Here is a 20587-nt window from a genome sequence, read left to right as displayed (position 1 = left end):
GGACGAGGTTTGGCTCAATCCGGAACGGGCTGAACCTGAATTAGTGAAGCTGGCTGCATGAAGTGACGCGACAACTTTGTTGACAACTACCGCTACCTGGGCCGCATGCAGGGCGTCGACGGCAAGCTGGTGACCTATCTGATGCGCGGCGACGCGATCGTGCCGATCCGGCTGCACCAGGTGCTCGACGGCGATTACCGCGTCGACGTGCTGAACGACAACGAGCTGGTCATTCACTATGTGCCGCTGGACGAGCGGATACATATCTCGGTCAGGTCCGCCGAGAACTAAGCCCGGCCGGCCGGAATATCGACGTTTCATTTTGTTGGAATGATTGGAGTAACGCTTTGCTTCATCGACGCAATATGTATGGCCGGACCTGCGCTGTGATCGGCTGCCTGCTGCTCGCCGCCTGCGGTGCGCAATCGATCCGCAACGAGGCGGAACAGCTGCTCAACAAGGGCAACTACGAGCGGGCGTTGAAGACCTATGAGGACGGGTTGGCGCAGTATCCGCAGAACGTGGTGCTGCGTTCCGGTCTGATCAGCGCGCAAGAGGCGGTGTTCGCCCGCCTGATCAAGGCGGCGACGGAGGCCCGCGCGCTCGGCAAGGACGTGGTGGCCGAGGAGATCACCCAGCGCGCGCTGGTGATACGGCCGAACGACGAGCGGGCCAAGGCGATGCTGCTCGACATCGCCCGCGACCGCCGCCAGAACGCCGCCCTGGCCAGCGCGCGGGACTTGATCTCCAAGGGCTTCGCCGAACGCGCCACCTTGGTGATCGAAAGCGCCTTGAAGGACAGCCCGCGCAACGCGGAGCTGCTGGCCCTGCAACGGCAGTTGGAGCTCGACGCCAAGCAGTTCGAGCTGGGCGGCGCGCGCCTGTCCGAGGTGCGGCCGGTGTCGCTGGACTTCCGCGAGGCCAATCTGCGCATGGTGTTGGAGGTGTTGACCCGCAACAGCGGCGTCAACTTCGTCATCGACAAGGACGTGCGCCAGGACCTGCGCACCACCGTCTATTTGCGCCAGAGCCGCTTCGACGACGCGCTGGAGCTGCTGACGGCGACCAACCAGCTGGCCTACAAGGTGATCGACGCCAGCACCGTGCTGATCTATCCAAAAACGCCGGAGAAGACCCGGGAGTATCAAGATTTGATGATACGGGCCTTCTACCTGTCCAGCGCCGACGTCAAGCAAACCGCGCTGCTGTTGAAGAACATGCTGAAGATCCGCGAGCCCTTCATCGACGAGAAGATCAACCTGATCGTGATCCGTGAAACGCCGCAGACCATCCGCCTGGCCGAGCGTCTGATCGCCCTGCACGACCTGGCCGAGCCGGAGGTGATGATGGAGGTGGAGGTGCTGGAGGTCAAGCGCGCCAGTCTGACCGAGCTGGGCATCAAGTATCCCGACGGCTTCACCTTGACGCCGCTGGCGCCGTCCAAGGCGACCGGCTTTACCCTGGGCAACCTGAACACCCTGAACAAGGATTCGATCGGCATCAACCTGCCCAGCGTCACGCTGAATCTGCACCGCGACGTGGGCGACGTCAACATCCTGGCCAATCCGAAGATACGGGCGCGCAACCGCGAGCGGGCCAAGGTGATGATCGGCGACAAGCTGCCGGTCGTCACCACCACCGGCAACGCCGGCAGCAGCACCTTCATTTCGGAGTCGGTGCAGTACGTCGATGTCGGTTTGAAGCTGGAGGTGGAGCCGAACATCTATCTGGACGACGAGGTGGCAATTAAGATCGGCCTGGAAGTCAGTTCGCTGGTGCGGGAGATCAAGACCGCCGGCGGCTCGCTGGTCTACCAAATCGGCACCCGCACCGCCAACACCGTGCTGCGCCTGAAGGATGGCGAGACCCAGTTGTTGGCCGGTCTGATTAGCAACGAGGAGCGCATGAGCGCCAACCGCGTGCCCGGCGTCGGCGATCTGCCGATGGTCGGCCGCCTGTTCGCGTCGCAGCGCGACGACAATCAGCGCACCGAGATCGTGCTGTCGGTCACGCCCCGCATCGTGCGCAACATCCGCCGGCCGGACTTGAACCAGGCCGAGTTCTGGTCGGGGACGGAAAACGACGTGCGCAGCCGTCCGTTGGTGCTTGGGGCCAAACCGGCCGAACCGGTTGGCGCGGCGGCCGGCCCCGCCGCCGCCGCGCCCCGGCGGCGAAGGCGCCCTGCCGGCCGGCGCGGCAGTTGGCGCCGGGGCCGTGTCGGCCGCCGCCGCCGTGCCGCTCAGCTTGCAATTGCAGGCGCCGCAGGAATTGAAGGTGGGCGAGGTGTTTTCCGTGCAGGTCAACGTCAAATCGACCGTTGCGCTGCGCGGCATGCCGGTGCAACTGGAGTTTTCGCCGCAGACCCTGCAGGTGATGGACGCCGAGGAGGGCCTGTTCTTCCGCCAGGACGACGCGGCGATCAGCAAGACCAAGACGCTGGAGCAGGCCAACGGCCGCGCCTCGATGGCGGTGTTGCGCAACGGCGCCGACGGCGTCAGCGGCAACGGCACGGTGGCGTCCTTCCGCTTCAAGGCCCTGGCCGCCGGCAAGGCCGAGGTGCGCATCAGTTCCGCCCGGCCCATCGCCGGCGTCGCCGTGGCGCCGCCGCCGCTGCCCGAGGCCAGCCAGATCCTGGTGAAATGATGGCGGCGCCCATGCAGCGTTGGCGCGGCTACACCATCATCGAGATGATGGTGGTGATGGTGGTGCTCGGCGTGCTGGCCAGCGCCGCCATGCCGCTGGTGGAGCTGAGCGCCAAGCGCGCCAAGGAGCGCGAGCTCAAACAGGCGGTCTGGGAGATCCGCCAGGCGATCGATGCCTACCGGCTGGCCGTCGACGCCGGACGCATCGGCCGCGGCGACGGCGCCAGCGCCTATCCGCCCAGCTTGTCGGCGTTGAGCGCCGGCGTGCCCGACATGAAGGCCGGCGGCCAGGCCATCTACCTGCTGCGGCGCATCCCGCGCGACCCGTTCGCGCCGAAGTCCTTGCCGGCCGAGGCCTCGTGGGGCTTGCGCAGCTACGCCTCGCCGCCGCAGGAGCCGAAGGCCGGCGCCGACGTGTTCGACGTCTATTCCACATCTGCGGAGGTCGGCATGAACGGCATACCGTACCGGTTATGGTGAGGCGGCGCGGCCGGCGGGCCGGCTTCACGTTGATCGAACTGCTGGTGGTGATGGCGCTGATCGGCTTGCTGTTGTCGCTCTCGCTGCCGCGCCACTTCCGCAACGTGGAAAAGGCCAAGGAGACCGTGCTGCGGCAGGACCTGGCGATGCTGCGCGAGGCGATCGACAAGCACTTCGGCGACCAGGGCGTGTATCCGGAATCGCTGCAAGAGGTGGTCGAGCGCAAATACCTGCGCCGCGTTCCCGTCGATCCGATGACGGAGCGGGACGACAGCTGGGTCATCGTCGCGCCGGAAAAGAAGGAGTCGGGCAAGGTGTTCGACGTGCGCAGCGGGGCCGGCGGCACCGCCCGGGACGGGAGCGCCTATGCGACATGGTGACGCGGCCGCGCCGGCCCGGCAGGGCGGCTTCACCTACATCGCCGTGCTGACGGCGTTGGCCATCTTCGGCATCGGCCTGGCCGCGCTGGGCACCATGTGGAGCGCGGCGGCGCAGCGCGACAAGGAGGCCGAGCTGTTGCTGGTCGGCGCGGCGTACCAGCGGGCGATCGGCGACTACTATTTGAGCTCGCCGGGAAACCCCCGGCGCTTTCCGGCGACGCTGGACGAGCTGGTGGAGGACCGGCGCTTCGTCGGCACCCGGCGCCATCTGCGCAAGCTGTACGGCGATCCGGTCAACCACGGCGGCGATTGGGAGCTGGTCCGCGCCGCCGACGGCGGCATCGCCGGTGTGCGCAGCCTGAGCGAGGCGGCGACGCTGCGCCGCCAAGCGGTCCAGCTGGGCGCCCTGACGGTGGTGGGCCAGCGCTACGCCGACTGGCGCTTCGTCTATTTGCCGCCACAATGAGGGAGCGTCGCCACCTATGAAGCAGGAAAGCATGCGGTTCACCGTCCGAACATTCGACGCCGCCTCGGCCACCGTCGCCGAGCACGTGGTGGCGGGCGGCAGCGCGCAGGCGGTGCGCGGCGCCCTGGAACGCCGTGGCGCCACGGTGCTGTCGGTGCGCGCTGCGTCGACGCGCTTCGCGCCAAGTTTCTTGCGCCAATTTTCGCTGGCCCGTCGCGCGCAGTTCGACGTGGTGCTGTTCTGCGCCGAGCTGCGCACGCTGCTGTCGTCCGGCATGTCGCTGGTGGAGGCGGTCGACACGCTCGGCTCAAAGGATGGTGCCGGCTTCAAGCACGAAGTGCTGGCCGAGATCAAACAACATCTGTTGGAGGGCAAGCCCTTCTCCAGCGCGCTCGAACTGAACCAGTTCCATTTCCCCTTGCTGCTGGTCGCTTCGATGCGCGCCAGCGAGCGCTCCAGCCGCGTCGACGAGGCGCTGGGCGAATTCATCGGCTACGAAATGGTGGGCCGGGAGTTGAGCAAGAAGATCGTCAACGCGGCGATCTACCCCGGCCTGGTGGTCGGTTTCGGCATGCTGGTGAGCCTGTTCATGCTGTCCTATGTGGTGCCGCGTTTTTCCCGCGTCTACGAGGACTTCGCCACGTCCATCAGCACGCCGACCTTGATACTGATCCGTGTCGGCGGCTTCTTCGGCGACCATCTGTTGCTGCTGTTGTCGGCGCTGGCCTTGTCGGCGCTGGCGCTGCTGCTGGCCTATCGCAGCGGCAGGTTGAAGGTGTGGCTGTTGCGCCTGATGGGGCGGTTCAAGCTGGTGCGCCATTACCTGCGGCTGTACCAGCTGGCGCGGATCTACCAGACCGTGGCGATGCTGTTGAAGGGCGGCTTCACCCTGAGCGACGCCATCCCGCTGGCGCAGGACCTGGCCTTCGACGCCGCGCTGCGCCGGCAGTTGCTTGCCGCGCGCCAGCTGGTCGGCGAGGGCAAGCGGCTGAGCCAGGCCTTCACCGAACAGCAGTTGACCGACGTCGTCACGCTGCGCCTGCTGCAGGTGGGCGAGCGCTCCGGCAAGTTGGAGCACACGATGGAGATCATCGCGCAGACCTATCGGCAGGAGCTGATGCTGTTCATCGAGCGCGCCACCCGCGTCGCCGAGCCCTTGCTGTTGATGGTGGTTGGCGTGCTGATCGGCGCCATTATCGTGTTGATGTATATGCCGGTCTTCGACCTGGCGGGAGGATTTTGATGGTGAATGTGGACGCCTTGCCGGCCCTGTCCGGCGACACGCTGTTCGCCGCGCGGGCCGCCGCCAAGGCCAGCGGCCGCCCGCTGCTGTTGGAACTGGCCGCGCTGGCCAAGGTCGAGCCGGCGCAGCTGGCCGCCTTGTCGGAGGCGGCGTTCGGCCTGCCCCTGTTGTCGCTGGCCGCGTTGCGTGCCGCACCGCCGCAGCTGGACCGGGTCGGCTTCACCGACTGCGTCAACCGTGGCATTTATCCGCTGGCGCCCGATGCCGGCGGCTGGTTCGTCGTGGCCGACCCGTGGGACGAGCAAATGCTGCAATGGCTGTCCAACCGCACCGGCGAGTATCCCAAGCTGGCCTGGGCCGCGCTGTCCGACATCATCGCCGCATTGGAGCACGCGCAGTTGCAGATCAAGGCGTCCAGCCAGTTGGCCGGCGCCGCGCCGGGCCAGGCGGCGTCCGCCGGCGGTGGCGGCGACAGCATCTCGCTGGAGTCGATAGAGCGCAGCGCCAGCGCCGTGGTGCGCTTCGTCGACTCGGCGATCTACGACGCCTGGAAGGCCGGCGCCAGCGACATCCACTTCGAATGCGACCGCAGGGGCGTGCGCGTCAAGCTGCGGCTCGACGGCGTACTGGTGCCCTCGTCGGAGCTGGCCGACCCGGTGCGGGCGGAGGAGGTGGTGTCGCGCATCAAGGTGCTGGCCCAGCTCGACATCGCCGAACGCCGCGTGCCGCAGGACGGCCGTTTCCGCCTGGCGCTGGGCCGGCGCGAGCTGGACTTCCGCGTCTCGGTCATGCCCAGCATCCATGGCGAGGACGCGGTGATCCGTCTGCTCGACAAAACGCAGCTGCACGACGACTCGAACGCGATCTCGCTGGCCGGCCTGGGCCTCGACGACGACGCCATCCTGCGCATCCGGCGCCTGGCCAGGCGGCCGCACGGCATGCTGCTGGTGACCGGCCCGACCGGCAGCGGCAAGACCACCACGCTGTACGCGGCGCTGTCGGAGATCCGCACCGAACAGGACAAGATCATCACCATCGAGGACCCGGTCGAGTACGAGCTGCCCGGCGTGCTGCAGATTCCGGTCAACGAGAAGAAGGGGCTGACCTTCAGCCAGGGCCTGCGCTCCATCCTGCGGCACGACCCCGACAAGATCCTGGTCGGCGAGATCCGCGATCCGGAGACGGCGGAGATCGCCGTGCAGGCCGCCCTGACCGGCCACCTGGTTTTCACCACCGTGCACGCCAACAGCGTGTTCGACGTGATCAGCCGTTTCTCCCACATGGACATCGATTTGTACAGCGTCATGTCGGCGCTCAACGGCGTGGTCGCGCAGCGCCTGTTGCGCAGCAATTGCCCGCAGTGCGCGCAAGCGTTCCAGCCCGACGTCGACCTGCTGGCGCGCCTGCGGGCGGCCAATATCGAGCCGCGGCAATGGCGCCTGGCCCGTGGCCGCGGCTGCGGGCATTGCCGGAACACCGGCTACAAGGGGCGGCGGGCGATCGCCGAGGTGCTGCCGTTCGACGATGCCCTGCGGGCGATGATCCTGCGCCGCGCCGACATCGGCGAGATCAAGCGCCACGCGCTGGACGCCGGCGTGCGCCCGCTGGCCCTGCGCGCGCTGGACCTGGTGGTGGCCGGCGCCACGACGATGGAGGAAGTCGACCGTGTGGTGGCCTATGATTGAGCGCCTGCACAGCCATCTGCATCTCTACCTGACCGGCTCGAAGGGCTATGTGCGCCGCCATGCCGGCTGGGGTTGGCGCCGGCGGACCGAGTTGCTGGGCCAGTTCGATTGGCACGCCGGGGCGCCGTTGGACCTGGCCCCGTGGCTGGGCCGGCATTGGCGCACCTCGCTGCACGTGCACCTCGGTTCCGCGCTGTGCCGCCTGATGGCGCTGGAGATTCCCGCCGGGGCGAAAGATGCGGCGGAGGCGCAGGCGATCGCCTCGGCCAGCCTGCAGCACGAGTTCGGCCTGGGTGCGGCGCAATGGCTCTGCACCGTGGAGCGGGCGCCCGCCGGGCAGAAGTCCGCCGTCTGCGCGATGCGGCGCGAGCTGCTCGAACGTCTGCGGGCGGCGGCGCCGGGGCCACAACTGCGGCTGGTGTCGGTGAAGCCGCTGTTGGCCGGCGTGTGGAGCGCCTTGCCGAGGCGGGGCGGGGCGGATGCGTCGCCGTCGGCCCTGCTGGCGGTGGAGGAGGACGCCTTCACCGTCGTCGTGACGCAGGCCGGCAAGCTGCTGGCCATGCACGCCTTGCCCCATCGCGGCGAGGCCGATCTGGTCGAGCGGGAGCTGCGGCGGCTCGGCCACTCCTACGGCATGGCCATGGAGACGCGGGTCGGCCTGGCCTTGGCGCGCGGCCAGCAAGGCCTGCTGGGAGAGCACCACCGTCTGCTGCTGTCGGGACGGGAGCATCTGCGACGGCGGCACTACGCGGATTTCCGCGATGTGCTGTTCGCCGGGGAGGAGGGCGCCTGATGAAGCTTGAACTCGATTTCATTGCGCAGCGCCGCCCGCCGTGGACCTGCTTGTTGTTGCTATTGGCCGCCTGCGCCTGGGGCGGCGGCATGGCGCTGCAGTGGCATGGCTTGTGGCAGGAGTCGGGACGCCAGCAACTGCGCCTTGCGGGCCTGCAGCGGCAACTACAGCAACAACAGCGCGAGGCCAAGCTGCGCAGCGAATTGACACCGGCCATGGCGGCCAAACTGAAGGAGCAGACGCAGATTCTGGCGGCGTTGCGCTATCCGTGGAACCGGCTGCTGTCGACGCTGGAGCAGGCCGACGGCAACGGTGTCGCGGTGTTGTCCTTCTCCCACGAGCAGGCGGCCGGGCGCACGCAATTGCAACTCGAGGCGATTGACGTGGAGGCCTTGACGCGCTTTGTCGATAGTCTGAACGAGGGTGTCGAGCACGGCGAACGGTGGCATGTTGCCGGATACCAAGTTCAACGACAGGCCAATCCCGTCATCGTCAAGGCGACCGTGCTGAGCAAGTAGTGGGGGGCGTGATGATTCATGGGAATCATTGCGGATTTTTAAAGCACCCACGCCGGCGTTTTCTCGCCCGGCGCCGGGCGGCCGGATCGGCCGTCTTCACACCCGCTTCAGGTGGATACCTTACACTAGCGGCATGACGCTCGCCTCCCTCCTTTCCCAACGCAGTCGGCTGCTGGTTTTATGTGCAAGCACGGCCGGTTTGCACTATCTGGCCATCGATTGGGTGGGCGGCCGCCTCGGTCCGCTGGACAGCCGCCGGCCGGCCGATGCGGCGCCGGTGACGGCCCAGTTGCGCCTGGCCCTGCCGCAGCGCGCGTCGCAGCCGTCGGCGCCGTTGCCGCAGGTGGCGCCGCTGGCGCCGGACGCCGTCAAGCGGGTGCGCAAGGCCGCGCCCAAACCGGCCGCCGTGGCGCCGCCGCCCGCCGTCGCCGAGACTCCAGCCGAGACTCCAGCCGAGACTCCAGCCGAGACCGCGCCGTCAGCCGAGCCGGCGCCGGCCGCCGCCGACGGCGCCACCGGAGCCACCCCGGCCACCCCGGCTGCGCCGGCCACGGCCGCGGCCGCCGCGCCGGCCGCCCGGCCGCAGGACGGCGCCGCCCAGGCGCAATCTGCTGTACCATCCGCCCCGGACGCCGCCGACCAGAGCGACAAGAGCGTCGCCGCGCCGGAGGCCGCCCCGCCCGGCATGCGCCGCTACAAGGTCAACCTGCCGCCGTCGGCCGATTTCGAGCTGGACGTCAAGCGGGTCGACGCCAACGGCACCACCTGGAGCGGCGTCGCCGCGATGTCCTGGCACAGCGACGGCAGCCGCTACACCTTGAGCGTCGAGGCCGGCCTGAGCATGCTGATCACCCGCATCAACCTGCTGGTGCTGAGCAGCGAGGGCCTCATCGACGACTACGGCATCGCCCCGGTGACGGCGACCGAGAAGGTGCGCGGCCGTTCGCTGACGGCGACCCATTTCAACCGCGACGAGGGCCGCATCACCTTCTCGGCGTCCGAGCGCAGCTATCCGCTGCTGGTCGGCACGCAGGACAAGGCGACGGTGCCGTTCCAGCTGGGCGGCATCGGCCGCGCCGACCACAAGCAGTTCGGTGGCGACATCGACCTGCAGGTCGGCGAGGAGAAGGACGCCAACATCTTCCGTTTCCAGTTGGTCGGCGAGGAGGCGCTGGAGACGCGCATGGGCAAGCTGAGCACCTGGCACCTGACGCGACCGCCCCGGCCGGGCAGTTACTCGTCGCGCATCGACATCTGGCTGGCACCGGGCCTGAATTGGTACCCGGTGCAGATCCGCAACACCGAAGCGAGCGGCGCGCTGACCACGCAAACCGTCTCAAAAATCACCGCCACCGAATCTGGACACTAATTATGCGCATCACAGCAATCCACCACCGCCTGGCCGCCGCCGCGCTGCTCCTGGCCGGCCTGGCGCCCGCCTTGGCCGCCGCCGCCGGTCCCGCCGCCGCCGCCGCCCCCGCAGCAGCAGCAGCAGCAGCCGAGCATCCGGTGCACAAACGCGCCTTCAATCTGCCACCCTCGGTCGATCTGAACTACACCATCCGCGCCCGCCAGCACGGCCTGAGCATCAACGGCGACGCCCAGGTGCACTGGCAGGCCGGCGACGGCAAGTACAGCATCGCCACCGAAAGCCGCGCCGCGCTGTTCGGCAAGATCCTGGAAAACCGCAGCGAGGGCGCCATCGACGACTACGGCATCGCGCCGGCCACCTTCTACGAGAAGCGCTTCCGCAAGGACGGCAACACCACCAGCTTCAAGCGCGACAGCAAGACCATCACCTTCAGCGAGGGCGACGACACGTATCCGCTCAAGGGCGGCGAGCAGGACCGCACCAGCGCGCCGTGGCAGCTGCTGGCCATCGCCCGCGCCGCGCCGGACAAGTTCAAGCCCGGCAGCGAATGGTCCTTCTTCGTCGCCGGCCGGCGCGACGCCGAGGCCTGGACCTTCAAGGTGCTCAAGAACGAGAGCGTGCAGACCGGCCAGGGCGAGGTCAACGCCGTTCACGTGGTCAAGGCGCCGCCGCCGGACGCCCAGGGCCAGCAGGTCGACCTGTGGCTGGCGCCGTCGCTCGACTGGCTGCCGGTGCGCATCCGCTTCAACGACGGCGACGGCGACTACGTCGACCAGGTGCTCGACAAGCTGATTAAAAAATAGGCGGCCGCCGCGACCCCGAATATGGCCACCATCCGCACCGTCGCCGAACACGCCGGCGTTTCGACCGCGACCGTGTCGCGCGTCATGAACACGCCGCAGCAAGTGAGCGAGGGCACCCGCGCGCGCGTCGAGACGGCGATGCGCGAGCTCAATTTTTCCCGCAATAGTGTCGCCGCCTCCCTGGTCACGCGCCGTTCCGATTGCATCGGCCTGATCGTCGGCGGCTTGTCCGGCGCGTTCTTTGCGCCGCTGGTCAATATCGTCGAGGAAACCGTGAGCGCCGCCGGCAGCTATTTGATCGTCAGCTGCGGCAAGGACACTCCCGGGGAAGTGCTGGCGGCGCTGCAGTTTTTGCGCCAGCGCCAATGCGACGCGATCATCTTGTTCCCCGGCGAGTTGCCCGATGCCGCCCTGACCGCCTTGCTGCGCGAGCAGGCCAACGTGGTGGTGATCCACCGCAGCGTCGTCGGCTTCGAAGACCGCTGCGTGCAGGTGGACAACGCCACCGGCGCCCGTCTGGCGGCGCGCCACCTGATCGACTGCGGCCACCGCGACATCGGCGTCATCAGCGGTCCCGCCACCAATCCGGAAAGCGTGCAACGCCTGGCCGCCTTCGCCGACACGCTGGCCGGCGCCGGTGTGCCGCTAGATCCGGCGCTGGTGTTCGCGGGCGACTTCCGGCTGGCCTCGGGCCGCCAGGGCATGGCCAAGTTGCTGGCCGGCGGCAGGCCGCTGAGCGCCGTCTTCTGCCTGAGCGACCAGATGGCCTTCGGTGCCCTCGACTATTGCCGCAGCGTGGGCGTCGCCGTGCCGGAGCGCCTGTCGCTGCTGGGCTTCGACGACGTCGAATTCGCCGAACTGATGCACCCGCGACTGACCACGGTCAGGCAGCCGATCACCCTTCTGGCGCGCACCGCCGTCGAGATCGCCCTGCGCTTGAGCCGCTCGGGCGCCCCGTCCGGCCCGCAGGCGCTGCTGACGCCGCAACTGATGCTGCGCGATTCCGTGCGCCGCCTGGCCTGAGCGGCGCCGCGCCCCGGCCCTTCTTTCCCAGCGCCATCAGCTGCTTTCTTTAAGAAATATTTCGTCATCCACGGCCCGCTCCACGGGCTGTCAGCGGTTGCATTATTTGTGAAAATTTACTACAAATGATGAAATATTATTATCTTTTACGGCAATCTTGTTAAATAATGTAAACGCTTACATTGGCTCTCCAGGGACCTGGGAGCCATGCTGGGCGCGATGTTGGCGCCGGACGCCGGGTCATGCAACACCGGGCGTAATGCCGGCCTCCGTAATAAAAAAACAGGAGACGCAATGACATTCACACCACGTATCTTCCACCGTGCGGCCATCGCCTGCGCACTGGGCACCGGCATACTCAGCGGCTGCGGCAGCGGCAGCGGCAGCGATAGCAGTCCGCCCCCCTCCAACCAGCTGCTGGCCGAAATAGACTTCGGGCAGAAGGAACTCAAGGATTTCCCGCGCATTAGGAGCGCCATCGCGCAGGACGGCGCCACCGAACAGGCCATCACCGGCATTCTCGCCGGCATGACGCTGGCGCAGAAGGTCGGCCAGATGACCCAGGCCGAAATCAAGAGCATCACACCCGACGAGGTGCGGCGCTACTACATCGGCTCCGTGCTCAACGGCGGCGGCTCCTTCCCCAACAACGACAAGCACGCCAGCCCCGCCGACTGGGTCGGGCTGGCCGACAGCTACTGGCGCGCCTCCATGGCGACCGACGCCGCCACCAAGATCCCGGTGATCTGGGGCACCGACGCCGTGCACGGCCACGGCAATGTGTTCGGCGCCACCCTGTTTCCGCACAATATCGGCCTGGGCGCGGCCAACGATCCCGCCCTGGTGCGCCGCATCGGCCTGGCCGTGGCGGCCCAGGTGGCCGCCACCGGCATCGACTGGACCTTCGCGCCGACCCTGGCGGTGGTGCGCGACGACCGCTGGGGCCGCAGCTACGAGGGCTATTCCGAGGACCCCGTCATCGTCGCCAAATATGGCCGCGAAATGGTCAAGGGCCTGCAGGGCGACTTCAAGGACGGCGCGCCCACCGTCATCGCCACCGCCAAGCATTTCATGGGCGACGGCGGCACCGACCTGGGCAAGGACCAGGGCGTCAACATGTCCAGCCGCAGCGAGATGATCAACGTCCATGGCCAGGGTTACTACGCGGCGCTGGGCGCCGGCGTGCAGACGGTGATGGCCTCGTTCAATAGCTGGACCAACGAAAGCCTCGGCATCCGGATCGGCAAAATGCACGGCAGCAAAGAGATGCTGACCGATACGCTGAAAACCAAGATGGGCTTCGACGGCTTCGTCATCGGCGACTGGAACGGCCACGCCCAGGTGCCGGGCTGCAGCGACGGCAGCTGCCCGCAGGCGATCAACGCCGGGGTCGACATGATCATGGTGCCGGACCAATGGAAGGCCTTCATCGCCAACACCATCGACTCCGTCAACCAGGGCGAAATCCCGCTGGCCCGCATCGACGACGCGGTCAGGCGCATCCTGCGCGTGAAGATGCGCGCCGGGATCTTCCGCGCCAAGGCGCCGCTGGCCCGCGCCCACGCCGCCGACGCGGCCCAGTTGCAGCACCGGGCACTGGCGCGCGAGGCGGTCCAGAAGTCGCTCGTCATGCTGAAAAACGAGCAGCAGATCCTGCCGCTGAAGCGGGGCGAGAAGATCCTGGTGGTCGGCAAGAGCGCCGACAGCTTGTCCAACCAGACCGGCGGCTGGTCGCTGACCTGGCAGGGCACCACCAACACCAACGCCGACTTCCCCAACGCCGACAGCATCCTGAGCGGCATCAAGGAGGCCGCCGGCGCCGGCAACGTGGTCTTTAGCGAGACCGGCGCGGGCGTCGGCCTGGCCGGCTTCAAGGCCGTCATCGCGGTGATCGGCGAAACGCCGTATGCCGAGGGCGTCGGCGACATCGGCAAGACCGGCACGCTGGAGCACGCGCGCCGCTATCCGGAAGACTTGGCGGTGTTGAACGCCGTCAGCGGCAAGGGCGTGCCGGTGGTGACGGTGCTGGTGACGGGCCGCGCGGTGTGGACCAACAAGGAGCTGAACCGCTCCGACGCCTTCGTCGTCGCCTGGCTGCCCGGCACCGAGGGCAAGGGCGTGGCCGACGTGCTGTTCCGCAAGGCCAACGGCGACATCGACCACGACCTGAACGGAAAACTGTCCTATTCCTGGCCGAGGAGCGCCTGCCAGACGCCGCTCAACAAGGGCGACGCCAACTACGACCCCCTGTTCGCCTACGGTTACGGGCTGGGCTACAAGGACAGCGTCAAGGTCGCCAAGCTGGACGAAACCACGCCCGTGCTCGGCTGCGCCCAGGACAGCGGCAGCGGCGGCGTCGCCACCGTCGACCTGGAAGTGTTCAACTCGGCCGACAAGCCGCCCTACACGCTGCGCATCGGCGACCCGAGCAACTGGTCGAAGCCGCTCGGCGCCGACCTGAACGCCACCGTCGCGCTGCCCAACCTGAAGGCCGAAACCACCCAGGTCAACGTCCAGCAGGACGGCCGCAAGATCACCTGGACCGGCGCCGGCCAGTTCTACTCGCAAGCGGGCGAAGCCGCCGACCGCCAGCCCTACCTGAACGCCAACGCCGCCCTGGTGTTCGACACCATCGTCGGCCGCGCCCCGGCGGGGACGGTGAAAATGCGGGTCGACTGCAAATACCCCTGCATCGGCGAGCTCGACGGCACGCGCCTGTTCAGCGGCCTGCCGCTCAACGCCAAGCGCACGGTGAAGATTCCGCTGGCCTGCTTCGCCGCCAAGGGGACCGACTTCACGCTGGTCGACACCCCCTTCCTGGTCTACACCGAGAAGGCCTTCACCGCCTCCTTCGCCAACATCCGCTGGGTGCCGGGCGCCGCCAAGGACGCCGACGCGCAGACCTGTGAAGCGATGGGGCCGGGGCCGGCCGTGTTCGGCCCGCCCGTCGCCGGTCCGCTGTTCGGCCTGTTCAACAACGGCCTGCTGGGCGCCGACCTGGCCTTCAGCACCTACTCCACCAACGGCAGCCATACCAGCATGGCGCTGCAGCCGGACGGCACGCTCAAGCTGGGCTTCGCCGCCGACGGCGGCGACGGCCTGCTGATGGTGACGGGCACGCCGCTCAACCTGAGCAACTTCGCCGCCGGCACCTTGCAGTTCGACATCAACGTGGCCAGCTACGGCGCCAACGCCGGCGGGCTGGCGGTGAAGATGGAAAGTCCCGGCACCAACTGCAACTCGGGCGACTATCTGTTCGGCCGGCCCGCGCCCGGCGCCTGGACGCCGGTCACGGTCAAGGTCGGCGACCTGATCGGCGGCGCCACGTCCTGCTTCGACCTGCGCAATGTCGGCATGCCCTTCGGCACGTTGCCGAAATGGGGCGACCAGCAGGGCGTCCAATACTCGCTGCGCAATATCCGCCTGGTCCAGTAGGCCGCCTCGCCGTATTGGCGCTAACTTAAGGTGCCGGCGGCTCCAAAACCACCCAAAGGCGCAGAGCCAGGGACGGACCCGCTGGGTCCGTCCCTAGATTTACGCCGCTGGGGTTTCTTATTGCGCCGCTGGGGTTTCTTAACTTAACGGCATTACCGTCTTGTCGCGTATTTTCTGCCCATCTTAGCTTGGCGGGGTGCTTCCACCCGGCCGCGTGCTCGTTAGGCGACTCCATCGTTGCCGCGCCTGATATACTGACGCCCCCGCGAAGCAGATGCGGACCGCGCGCCCGAGGGGCGGCGCCGTTGCCATCTTCACCACAGTCGCGTTGCGTACAGAATGGCAGAGAATGATTGACATAATGGCAAGTGCGGCTGCGGCCGCGGAAGCATTGAACGAGCACGACCACCAGGATTCCCTGCAAGCCCACTTTCAGCCGAACGTGTCGGCCGACGAAATCGAACAGGTCTTCCACCTCAAGCGGGCGCAGCCCCTGCTGCAGGTGTTCACCACCCTGTTCCACGGCGGCTTCGACGGCGTGCTGGTGCGCCTGCTGGTGCTGCGCGAGCTGGCGTCCGACGCCTCGACGTCGGCCTTCTCGCGCGCCGACATCAACACCCGCCTGGCCTATCTGCTGCCGGAGAGCCTGGAGACGGTGCTGGTGCGCCTGCGCTCGAACCAGCTGCTGGCCTGGGACGCCCAGCAGGCCGTCTACCGCGTCACGCCGATGGCGCGCAACGTGCTGTCGGCCATCGACAGCCTGCTGGCGCTGGGCCAGAGCGCCGACGAGGCCGAGATGGGCTTCCTGCTGTCGCAGGTGGCCGGCGCCCAGGCCATCGGCGGCGTCTCGGTCGAGCAGCTGCAGCATCTGCTGGGCCGCCTGAACGACCTGACCGAGGAGTTCGCCGACGCCATCGCCTCCGGCTCCGAGTTCCTGCTGCGCGCCTCGCAGGCCAAGTGGCACATGGCCTGCGACTGGGTCGAGAAGGGCTCGGAGATCCTGCGCGCCATCACCAGCGACGAGAACGCCGACGGCGCCACCCACCGCGCCGCCCAGGCCATCGGCCGCGCCCAGAGCGCGCTGCTGAACATGCAGGGCATGTTCTCGCGCGCCCTCAACCAGATCGAGCGGCAGCGCGTCCACCTCGGCCAGTCCGGCCTGTCGACCACCGACATCAAGCGCTGGCTGCTGCTGCACGAGGACCTGGCCTCGCTGGCCGACGGCGCCATCGACCAGCCGGTGGTGCCGCTGTTCATCACCCCGGCCGAAATGATCGACGTCGCCGAGACCGAGCTGCTGGCCGACCGCGCCTCCGGCGTGGTCTCCGGCGGCCTGCCGACCGGCACCGACGCGCCGACCACCATCAACGACGGCCCGGCGATGCAGAAGGAGCTCGACGACTGGCTGGCCCGCCTGTCCGACTTCGCCACGCTGGGCAATTTCCCCAGCATCGCCGCCGAGTCGCCCCGTTCGATCCCGATCCAGGACTCGCTGCTGCCGGCCAGCTTCGCCATCGCCTCCTACCGCGCCTCGATGCTGCCGCTGTTGGGCGACGCCTCCGAGGCCAGCCTGCAGGGCGCCACCGCCGAACTGGCGCGCCTGCCGATCACCTTTACGCCGACCGACGAGATGGTCCAGCTGCTAGACCCGCACGTGGCTGCCATGTCGATCGCTTCGCTTTCACTTTCACTTTCTTTAGACTCGGAAAGCGGCCCGGCCGATGAATGACGATTCCCAAATCCTGATTGCGCGTCTGTTGACGCACCAAACCCTGCGCCGCGACGACAAGCTGGTCAAACGCGTGCTGTCCGACGAATTGTTCCGCGCCGAGGTCGACGCCCGCCTGCTGGCCACCGGCCTCAAGCTGCTCGACAACGTCTACGCCGACCACGTCACGCTGGCGCTGACGCGCGCCATCGAGCCGAAGATCTTCGGCGCGCGCGACATCTGGCAGAACAACAACTTCGGCCTGGCGCGCGACGGCGTCGCCCTGTTGGTCGTGCTGTGGGCGCAGATCATCCTGCCCAAGCGCGAGCGGCAGGAGACCCACCAGCACGTCGGCGACGACCAGAACGACATGTTCGGCATCGAGAAACCGCTGCCGCGCGCCGAGGACACCTCGATCGGCATCGCCTACAAGGCGCTGCTGGCCGACTTCGGCGACAAGCTGGGCAAGAAGACGCGGATGGACATGAACCTCGGCATCCTGGCCAAGCTCGGCTTCATCGAGCGGCGCGGCGACATCATCGTCGAAGGCCCGCTGCTGGATCTGATGATGGACACCGACATGCTCAAGGAGCGCATCATCAACGGCGCCCTGGCCGACGTGTTCAAGCGCGCCCCGGCGCGCATCATCCCGGTGCCGCGCCGCGCGCCGCCGACGCCGACGCTGGAGGAGACCCTGAGCGAGGAGGCCGCCGCCGAAGCGCCCGGAGCCGCCGTCGAAACCGCCGCCGCCGGCGCGATCGCCGCCGTCGAAACCGGCGTCGCCAGCGCGATCGCCGCCGCCGAGGTCGACGGTGCGGCCGCGGTCGCATCATCCAACGACTTGCCAGCGGCAGCGGCCAGGCCTGACGATGCCGCTTAAGCGTGCCAACCCCCGCGGCGCAAAGCCGGGGTCAGACCCCGTACGGGGTCTGACCCCAGGTTTCGACCTGGGGTTGCAACCGCTCACCGGCACGCCAGCACGCCACGCCACCCATCACACTCTTGGCATCAGGGACTGACCCATGTTTCATATCAAATCACTAGAACTGGTCCATTGGGATTATTGGCAGCGGATCAAGAACATCCCGCTCGACGCCAAGATCATCACGATCGCCGGCCAGAACGGCTCCGGCAAGACCACCCTGCTCGACGCGCTGCGCACCCTGTTCGGCCTGGACTGCTCGATGGGCCGCACCTACAAGCACTACGCGCGCCACTCCGGCCAGCAGACCGCTTGGCTGCGCGCCGTGGTCGACAACAAGAACGTCGGCAAGCAGCTGTCCAACCGTCCCTTCCGCAGCTCCGGCTTCTTCAGCGACGACGAGGTCACCCTGTTCTGCCAGATCCAGAAGAACGGCGGCGACTGGAAGCGCCAGTACCTGATGCGGCCGGGGAATGTGCAGATCGAAGAAGTCACCGACGCCAACGACTGGCTCGGCGTGGAGAACTACCGCAAGCGCCTGGCCAACGCCGGCCTGTCGCCGGCCATGGCCAAGGTGCTGGCGCTGGAGCAGGGCGAGACCGACAAGCTGTGCGAATACGCGCCGCGCCAGCTGCTCGACCTGGTGTTCCAGGTGTTCGGCGACAAGGAGGTGCTCGACGCCTACGACGAGGCCAAGCGCCACCAGCGCGACACCGAGACCGAGTTGAAGCGTTTCGAGACCGAACTGGAAGCGTCGAAGACCAACCTGGAGGGCCTGCGCCTGCGCGTGGCCAACTACCACCAGTGGGAAGACCTGAACAAGGAACGCCGCAACCTGCAAGAGGAAGTCCAGCCCTCGCTGGAATACCACGAGGCGCGTGAAAAGCACGCCATGTTGAGCCGCCAGCTGCGCGACGCCCGCAAGCCGTTGGCGCAGGCCGACCAGCAGTTGGTCGACAAGCGCAACGCCGTCGCCGCGCAAGCCAAGGCGATGACCGAGGCGCAGCAGCACGAGACCGTGTTGGAACAGGAATCGACCGCGCTGCAAAGCCGGCTGAACCTGATCAACAGCAAACTCAAGCCGCTCGACAGCCTGCTGGAACAGAAGGCCCGCCTGCAAAAGCTGTCCGCCGACTCCGGCGCCGACATCGCCGAAGTGGCGCAGCAGCTGGAGGAGAAGGAAACCGAACTGACCCGCCAACGCCAGGCGCGCGAAGCGCTGGCGACGCGGATCGCCGGCGAGCAGGCCACCATCTCGGCATTGCAGGGCAAGACCGCGATGCCGGAGCCGGACAATGTGCGCGGCATGCGCCGCGCGCTGCGCGACGCCAACATCGGCCACGTCATGTTGTCAGACATCGTCGACGTGACCGACGCCCGCTGGCAGGGCGCCGTCGAAGGCGTGCTGGCCGGCTTCGCCTCGGTGGTCCTGCTGGACAAGGCCGGCGACGCGCCGGCCGCCTACCGCCTGGCCGAGAAGGAGCGTTATCGCCACTTCATCGTGCCGGACCTGGTGTCGGCGCCGTCGTCGTCCGACGACAGCCTGATGTCGGTGGTGAAGTTCAGCGCCAAAGTACCGGCCTGGCTGGTCGAACAGCTGCAACGCATCAGCCGGGTCGACTCGGTCGAGCAGGGCTTCAAGCTGGGCAACCACGCCGAATGGATCACCCCCGAGGCCTACCACCGCGAACGTCGCGGCGGCCGCTCGCTGTTCGTCGAAGCCTCGCGCTACCGCTTCGGCACCGCCGGCCGCAGCCAGCGTATGGACGCGATCATGAAGGGCCTGCCGGCGCTGGAGGCGCAGGAGGACAAGCTGACGCTGAGCATCAGCAAACTGGCCGGCGAAGTCGGCGCGCTGAAGGGCCGCATCGCCGGCGTCGACGCCGCCAAGGAACTGGCCGCGCGCCAGGCCGAGTTCGACGAGGCGGCGCGCAACGCCGTGCCGTTGAAGGAAGAGCGCATCGAGGTCGGCACCCGCCTGGGCGAGCTGCAGACCCTGACCAAGAACGCCACCGTGGCGCGCACCCGCACCGACTCGGTGTGGCAGAACGCCCGTTTCGCCCTGTCCGAGGCCGAGGCCGGCCTGCGCCTGGGCCACAAGCGCCAACTGGAGCAGCGCAGCGAGCACGCCCGCGCGCTGCTGGCGCTGCGCCGCACCTGGCGCCAGCTGCCCAAGGGCTGGCGCCGGCCGGCGCGCCGCACGGCGCTGGTGCGCGAACACCAGAACGCGCACCAGGTCGCGCTGCGCATCCACAGCCTGGAAGCCAGCCTGGCGCGCAGCGACTGGGAGCTCGACGCCACCGTGATCGACCAGTACGAACGCTTGAACGAGCAGCTGCACGGCCGCCAGTCCGAGACCGAGGAGCGGCGCTACCAGAACAACCGCGCCATCGAAGCCACCGGCAACGCGCGCGGCGCCTATATCGAACGGCTGCGCTACACCGTCAAGACCTACAGCAAAAACATCAAGGAGCTGGGCGAGCTGGCCGGCATCGAAGTGCACGCCGACCCGGTGCGGCTGGAGAACGACGACACCCAGCTGTCCCAGGCCGGACTGCACGTGCGCTTCAAGTTCGACGGCAAGGGCATCATCGGCATGAACGACGGCGAAGCGTCCGGCGGTCAGCAGGTGATGAAGTCGCTGGTGCTGCTGATTGGTTTGCTCAAGTCCGAAGACGGCTCGGGCGGCTTCGTCTTCATCGACGAACCGTTTGCCCACTTGGACATCCGCAACATCCAGCTGGTCGGCGAGTTCCTCAAGAACACCGAGGCGCAGTATTTGATGACCACCCCGCTGACCCACAACACCGACGTCTACGACCCTTCCGAGCTGACGCTAATCACCAGCAAAAAGAAGAAGGACACCGAGTGGGCGCAGCCGATCTTCGTGCTGCAGCGGCGTGCCAGCGATGTGGCCAAGGTGGCGTAGAGCCGCCTGTTGGGCGGCCTGGAAACCCACAGGCGCAAACCTGGGGTCGGACCCGCCGGGTCCGACCCCGGCTCTCCGCCTCTGGGTGGTTTTGGGCGCCGCCGGCGCCTTGACTGAACTGGATCATTCGCTTGATCCGGTTTTTTTTCGCAAAACCCCGCCGGGGTCAGCAAAACCCCGCCGGGGGG

Annotated in this window: 15 protein-coding genes and 2 pseudogenes; all 17 read left to right on the top strand. The window is 67.7% G+C overall.

The genetic code is table 11. The features are described 5' to 3' along the window. The first annotated feature begins 105 nt into the window (after positions 1–105). The 17 genes and pseudogenes from H7U20_RS02145 to H7U20_RS02075 all read left to right on the top strand — a co-directional run bounded on the left by H7U20_RS02145 (position 106) and on the right by H7U20_RS02075 (position 20399). On the top strand, positions 106–291 hold the full coding sequence (locus H7U20_RS02145) for a hypothetical protein (RefSeq protein WP_199517974.1): 186 nt from the start codon (positions 106–108) through the stop codon (positions 289–291). Positions 292–365: 74 nt separating this feature from the next. Next, positions 366–2015, top strand: a pseudogene (locus H7U20_RS30855) (FecR domain-containing protein); the annotation flags it as partial. A gap of 199 nt (positions 2016–2214) precedes the next feature. Next, a complete protein-coding gene (locus tag H7U20_RS30850; RefSeq protein WP_370593050.1) occupies positions 2215–2643 on the top strand; it encodes a cohesin domain-containing protein in 429 nt (142 codons plus the stop codon). Further along, positions 2640–3122, top strand: coding sequence for a type II secretion system protein (locus H7U20_RS30055; protein WP_370593049.1), 483 nt, complete (start codon positions 2640–2642; stop codon positions 3120–3122). Before H7U20_RS30850 ends, H7U20_RS30055 begins: the two co-directional genes overlap by 4 nt. Further along, positions 3116–3502 carry a type II secretion system protein gene (locus H7U20_RS02135; RefSeq protein ID WP_199517972.1) on the top strand — a complete coding sequence of 129 codons (387 nt, stop codon included), beginning with the start codon at positions 3116–3118 and terminating at the stop codon, positions 3500–3502. The genes H7U20_RS30055 and H7U20_RS02135 overlap by 7 nt, the downstream gene beginning before the upstream one ends. Further along, positions 3489–3968 carry a type II secretion system protein gene (locus tag H7U20_RS02130; protein WP_199517971.1) on the top strand — a complete coding sequence of 160 codons (480 nt, stop codon included), beginning with the start codon at positions 3489–3491 and terminating at the stop codon, positions 3966–3968. The genes H7U20_RS02135 and H7U20_RS02130 overlap by 14 nt, the downstream gene beginning before the upstream one ends. 31 nt (positions 3969–3999) lie before the next feature. Continuing rightward, the gene (locus H7U20_RS02125; RefSeq protein ID WP_199517970.1) at positions 4000–5211 is read left to right on the top strand and encodes a type II secretion system F family protein; all 1212 of its coding nucleotides are present in this window, start codon (positions 4000–4002) and stop codon (positions 5209–5211) included. Then, on the top strand, positions 5211–6896 hold the full coding sequence (locus tag H7U20_RS02120; RefSeq protein ID WP_199517969.1) for a GspE/PulE family protein: 1686 nt from the start codon (positions 5211–5213) through the stop codon (positions 6894–6896). Before H7U20_RS02125 ends, H7U20_RS02120 begins: the two co-directional genes overlap by 1 nt. Then, positions 6877–7689, top strand: a complete 813-nt coding sequence (locus H7U20_RS02115) for a hypothetical protein (RefSeq protein ID WP_199517968.1) — start codon at positions 6877–6879, stop codon at positions 7687–7689. The genes H7U20_RS02120 and H7U20_RS02115 overlap by 20 nt, the downstream gene beginning before the upstream one ends. Next, on the top strand, positions 7689–8207 hold the full coding sequence (locus tag H7U20_RS02110) for a hypothetical protein (protein ID WP_199517967.1): 519 nt from the start codon (positions 7689–7691) through the stop codon (positions 8205–8207). The genes H7U20_RS02115 and H7U20_RS02110 overlap by 1 nt, the downstream gene beginning before the upstream one ends. A 199-nt stretch (positions 8208–8406) precedes the next feature. Further along, complete coding sequence (locus H7U20_RS02105; RefSeq protein WP_233410446.1) at positions 8407–9576, top strand: DUF3108 domain-containing protein; 1170 nt, start codon at positions 8407–8409, stop codon at positions 9574–9576. A 2-nt stretch (positions 9577–9578) separates the two neighbouring features. Beyond that, a complete protein-coding gene (locus H7U20_RS02100) occupies positions 9579–10382 on the top strand; it encodes a DUF3108 domain-containing protein (protein ID WP_199517965.1) in 804 nt (267 codons plus the stop codon). A gap of 21 nt (positions 10383–10403) precedes the next feature. Beyond that, positions 10404–11405, top strand: coding sequence for a LacI family DNA-binding transcriptional regulator (locus tag H7U20_RS02095; RefSeq protein WP_199517964.1), 1002 nt, complete (start codon positions 10404–10406; stop codon positions 11403–11405). Positions 11406–11699: 294 nt separating this feature from the next. Then, positions 11700–14840, top strand: coding sequence for a glycoside hydrolase family 3 protein (locus H7U20_RS02090; protein WP_199517963.1), 3141 nt, complete (start codon positions 11700–11702; stop codon positions 14838–14840). A 349-nt stretch (positions 14841–15189) separates the two neighbouring features. Continuing rightward, a complete protein-coding gene (locus H7U20_RS02085; protein WP_199517962.1) occupies positions 15190–16569 on the top strand; it encodes a hypothetical protein in 1380 nt (459 codons plus the stop codon). Beyond that, positions 16562–17269 (top strand): annotated as a pseudogene (locus H7U20_RS02080) (hypothetical protein); the annotation flags it as partial. The gene H7U20_RS02085 and the pseudogene H7U20_RS02080, both read left to right, overlap by 8 nt. A 301-nt stretch (positions 17270–17570) precedes the next feature. Further along, positions 17571–20399, top strand: a complete 2829-nt coding sequence (locus tag H7U20_RS02075) for an ATP-binding protein (RefSeq protein WP_199517961.1) — start codon at positions 17571–17573, stop codon at positions 20397–20399. The last annotated feature ends 188 nt before the right edge of the window (positions 20400–20587 follow it).

This window comes from Rugamonas violacea, assembly GCF_016461825.1.
GTDB lineage: Bacteria > Pseudomonadota > Gammaproteobacteria > Burkholderiales > Burkholderiaceae_D > Rugamonas.
The sequence above is the reverse complement of the archived record's forward strand: the minus strand, read 5'-3'. Positions and strand labels throughout refer to the sequence as shown.

Bases quoted from the DNA above. Each gene is read 5' to 3' on its own strand.
- H7U20_RS02135 (WP_199517972.1), top strand. From the start codon at position 3,116: ATGGTGAGGCGGCGCGGCCGGCGGGCCGGCTTCACGTTGATCGAACTG.
- H7U20_RS02145 (WP_199517974.1), top strand. From the start codon at position 106: ATGCAGGGCGTCGACGGCAAGCTGGTGACCTATCTGATGCGCGGCGAC.
- H7U20_RS02130 (WP_199517971.1), top strand. From the start codon at position 3,489: ATGCGACATGGTGACGCGGCCGCGCCGGCCCGGCAGGGCGGCTTCACC.
- H7U20_RS30055 (WP_370593049.1), top strand. From the start codon at position 2,640: ATGATGGCGGCGCCCATGCAGCGTTGGCGCGGCTACACCATCATCGAG.
- H7U20_RS02085 (WP_199517962.1), top strand. From the start codon at position 15,190: ATGATTGACATAATGGCAAGTGCGGCTGCGGCCGCGGAAGCATTGAAC.
- H7U20_RS02110 (WP_199517967.1), top strand. From the start codon at position 7,689: ATGAAGCTTGAACTCGATTTCATTGCGCAGCGCCGCCCGCCGTGGACC.
- H7U20_RS02075 (WP_199517961.1), top strand. From the start codon at position 17,571: ATGTTTCATATCAAATCACTAGAACTGGTCCATTGGGATTATTGGCAG.
- H7U20_RS02120 (WP_199517969.1), top strand. From the start codon at position 5,211: ATGGTGAATGTGGACGCCTTGCCGGCCCTGTCCGGCGACACGCTGTTC.
- H7U20_RS02095 (WP_199517964.1), top strand. From the start codon at position 10,404: ATGGCCACCATCCGCACCGTCGCCGAACACGCCGGCGTTTCGACCGCG.
- H7U20_RS02125 (WP_199517970.1), top strand. From the start codon at position 4,000: ATGCGGTTCACCGTCCGAACATTCGACGCCGCCTCGGCCACCGTCGCC.
- H7U20_RS02100 (WP_199517965.1), top strand. From the start codon at position 9,579: ATGCGCATCACAGCAATCCACCACCGCCTGGCCGCCGCCGCGCTGCTC.
- H7U20_RS02090 (WP_199517963.1), top strand. From the start codon at position 11,700: ATGACATTCACACCACGTATCTTCCACCGTGCGGCCATCGCCTGCGCA.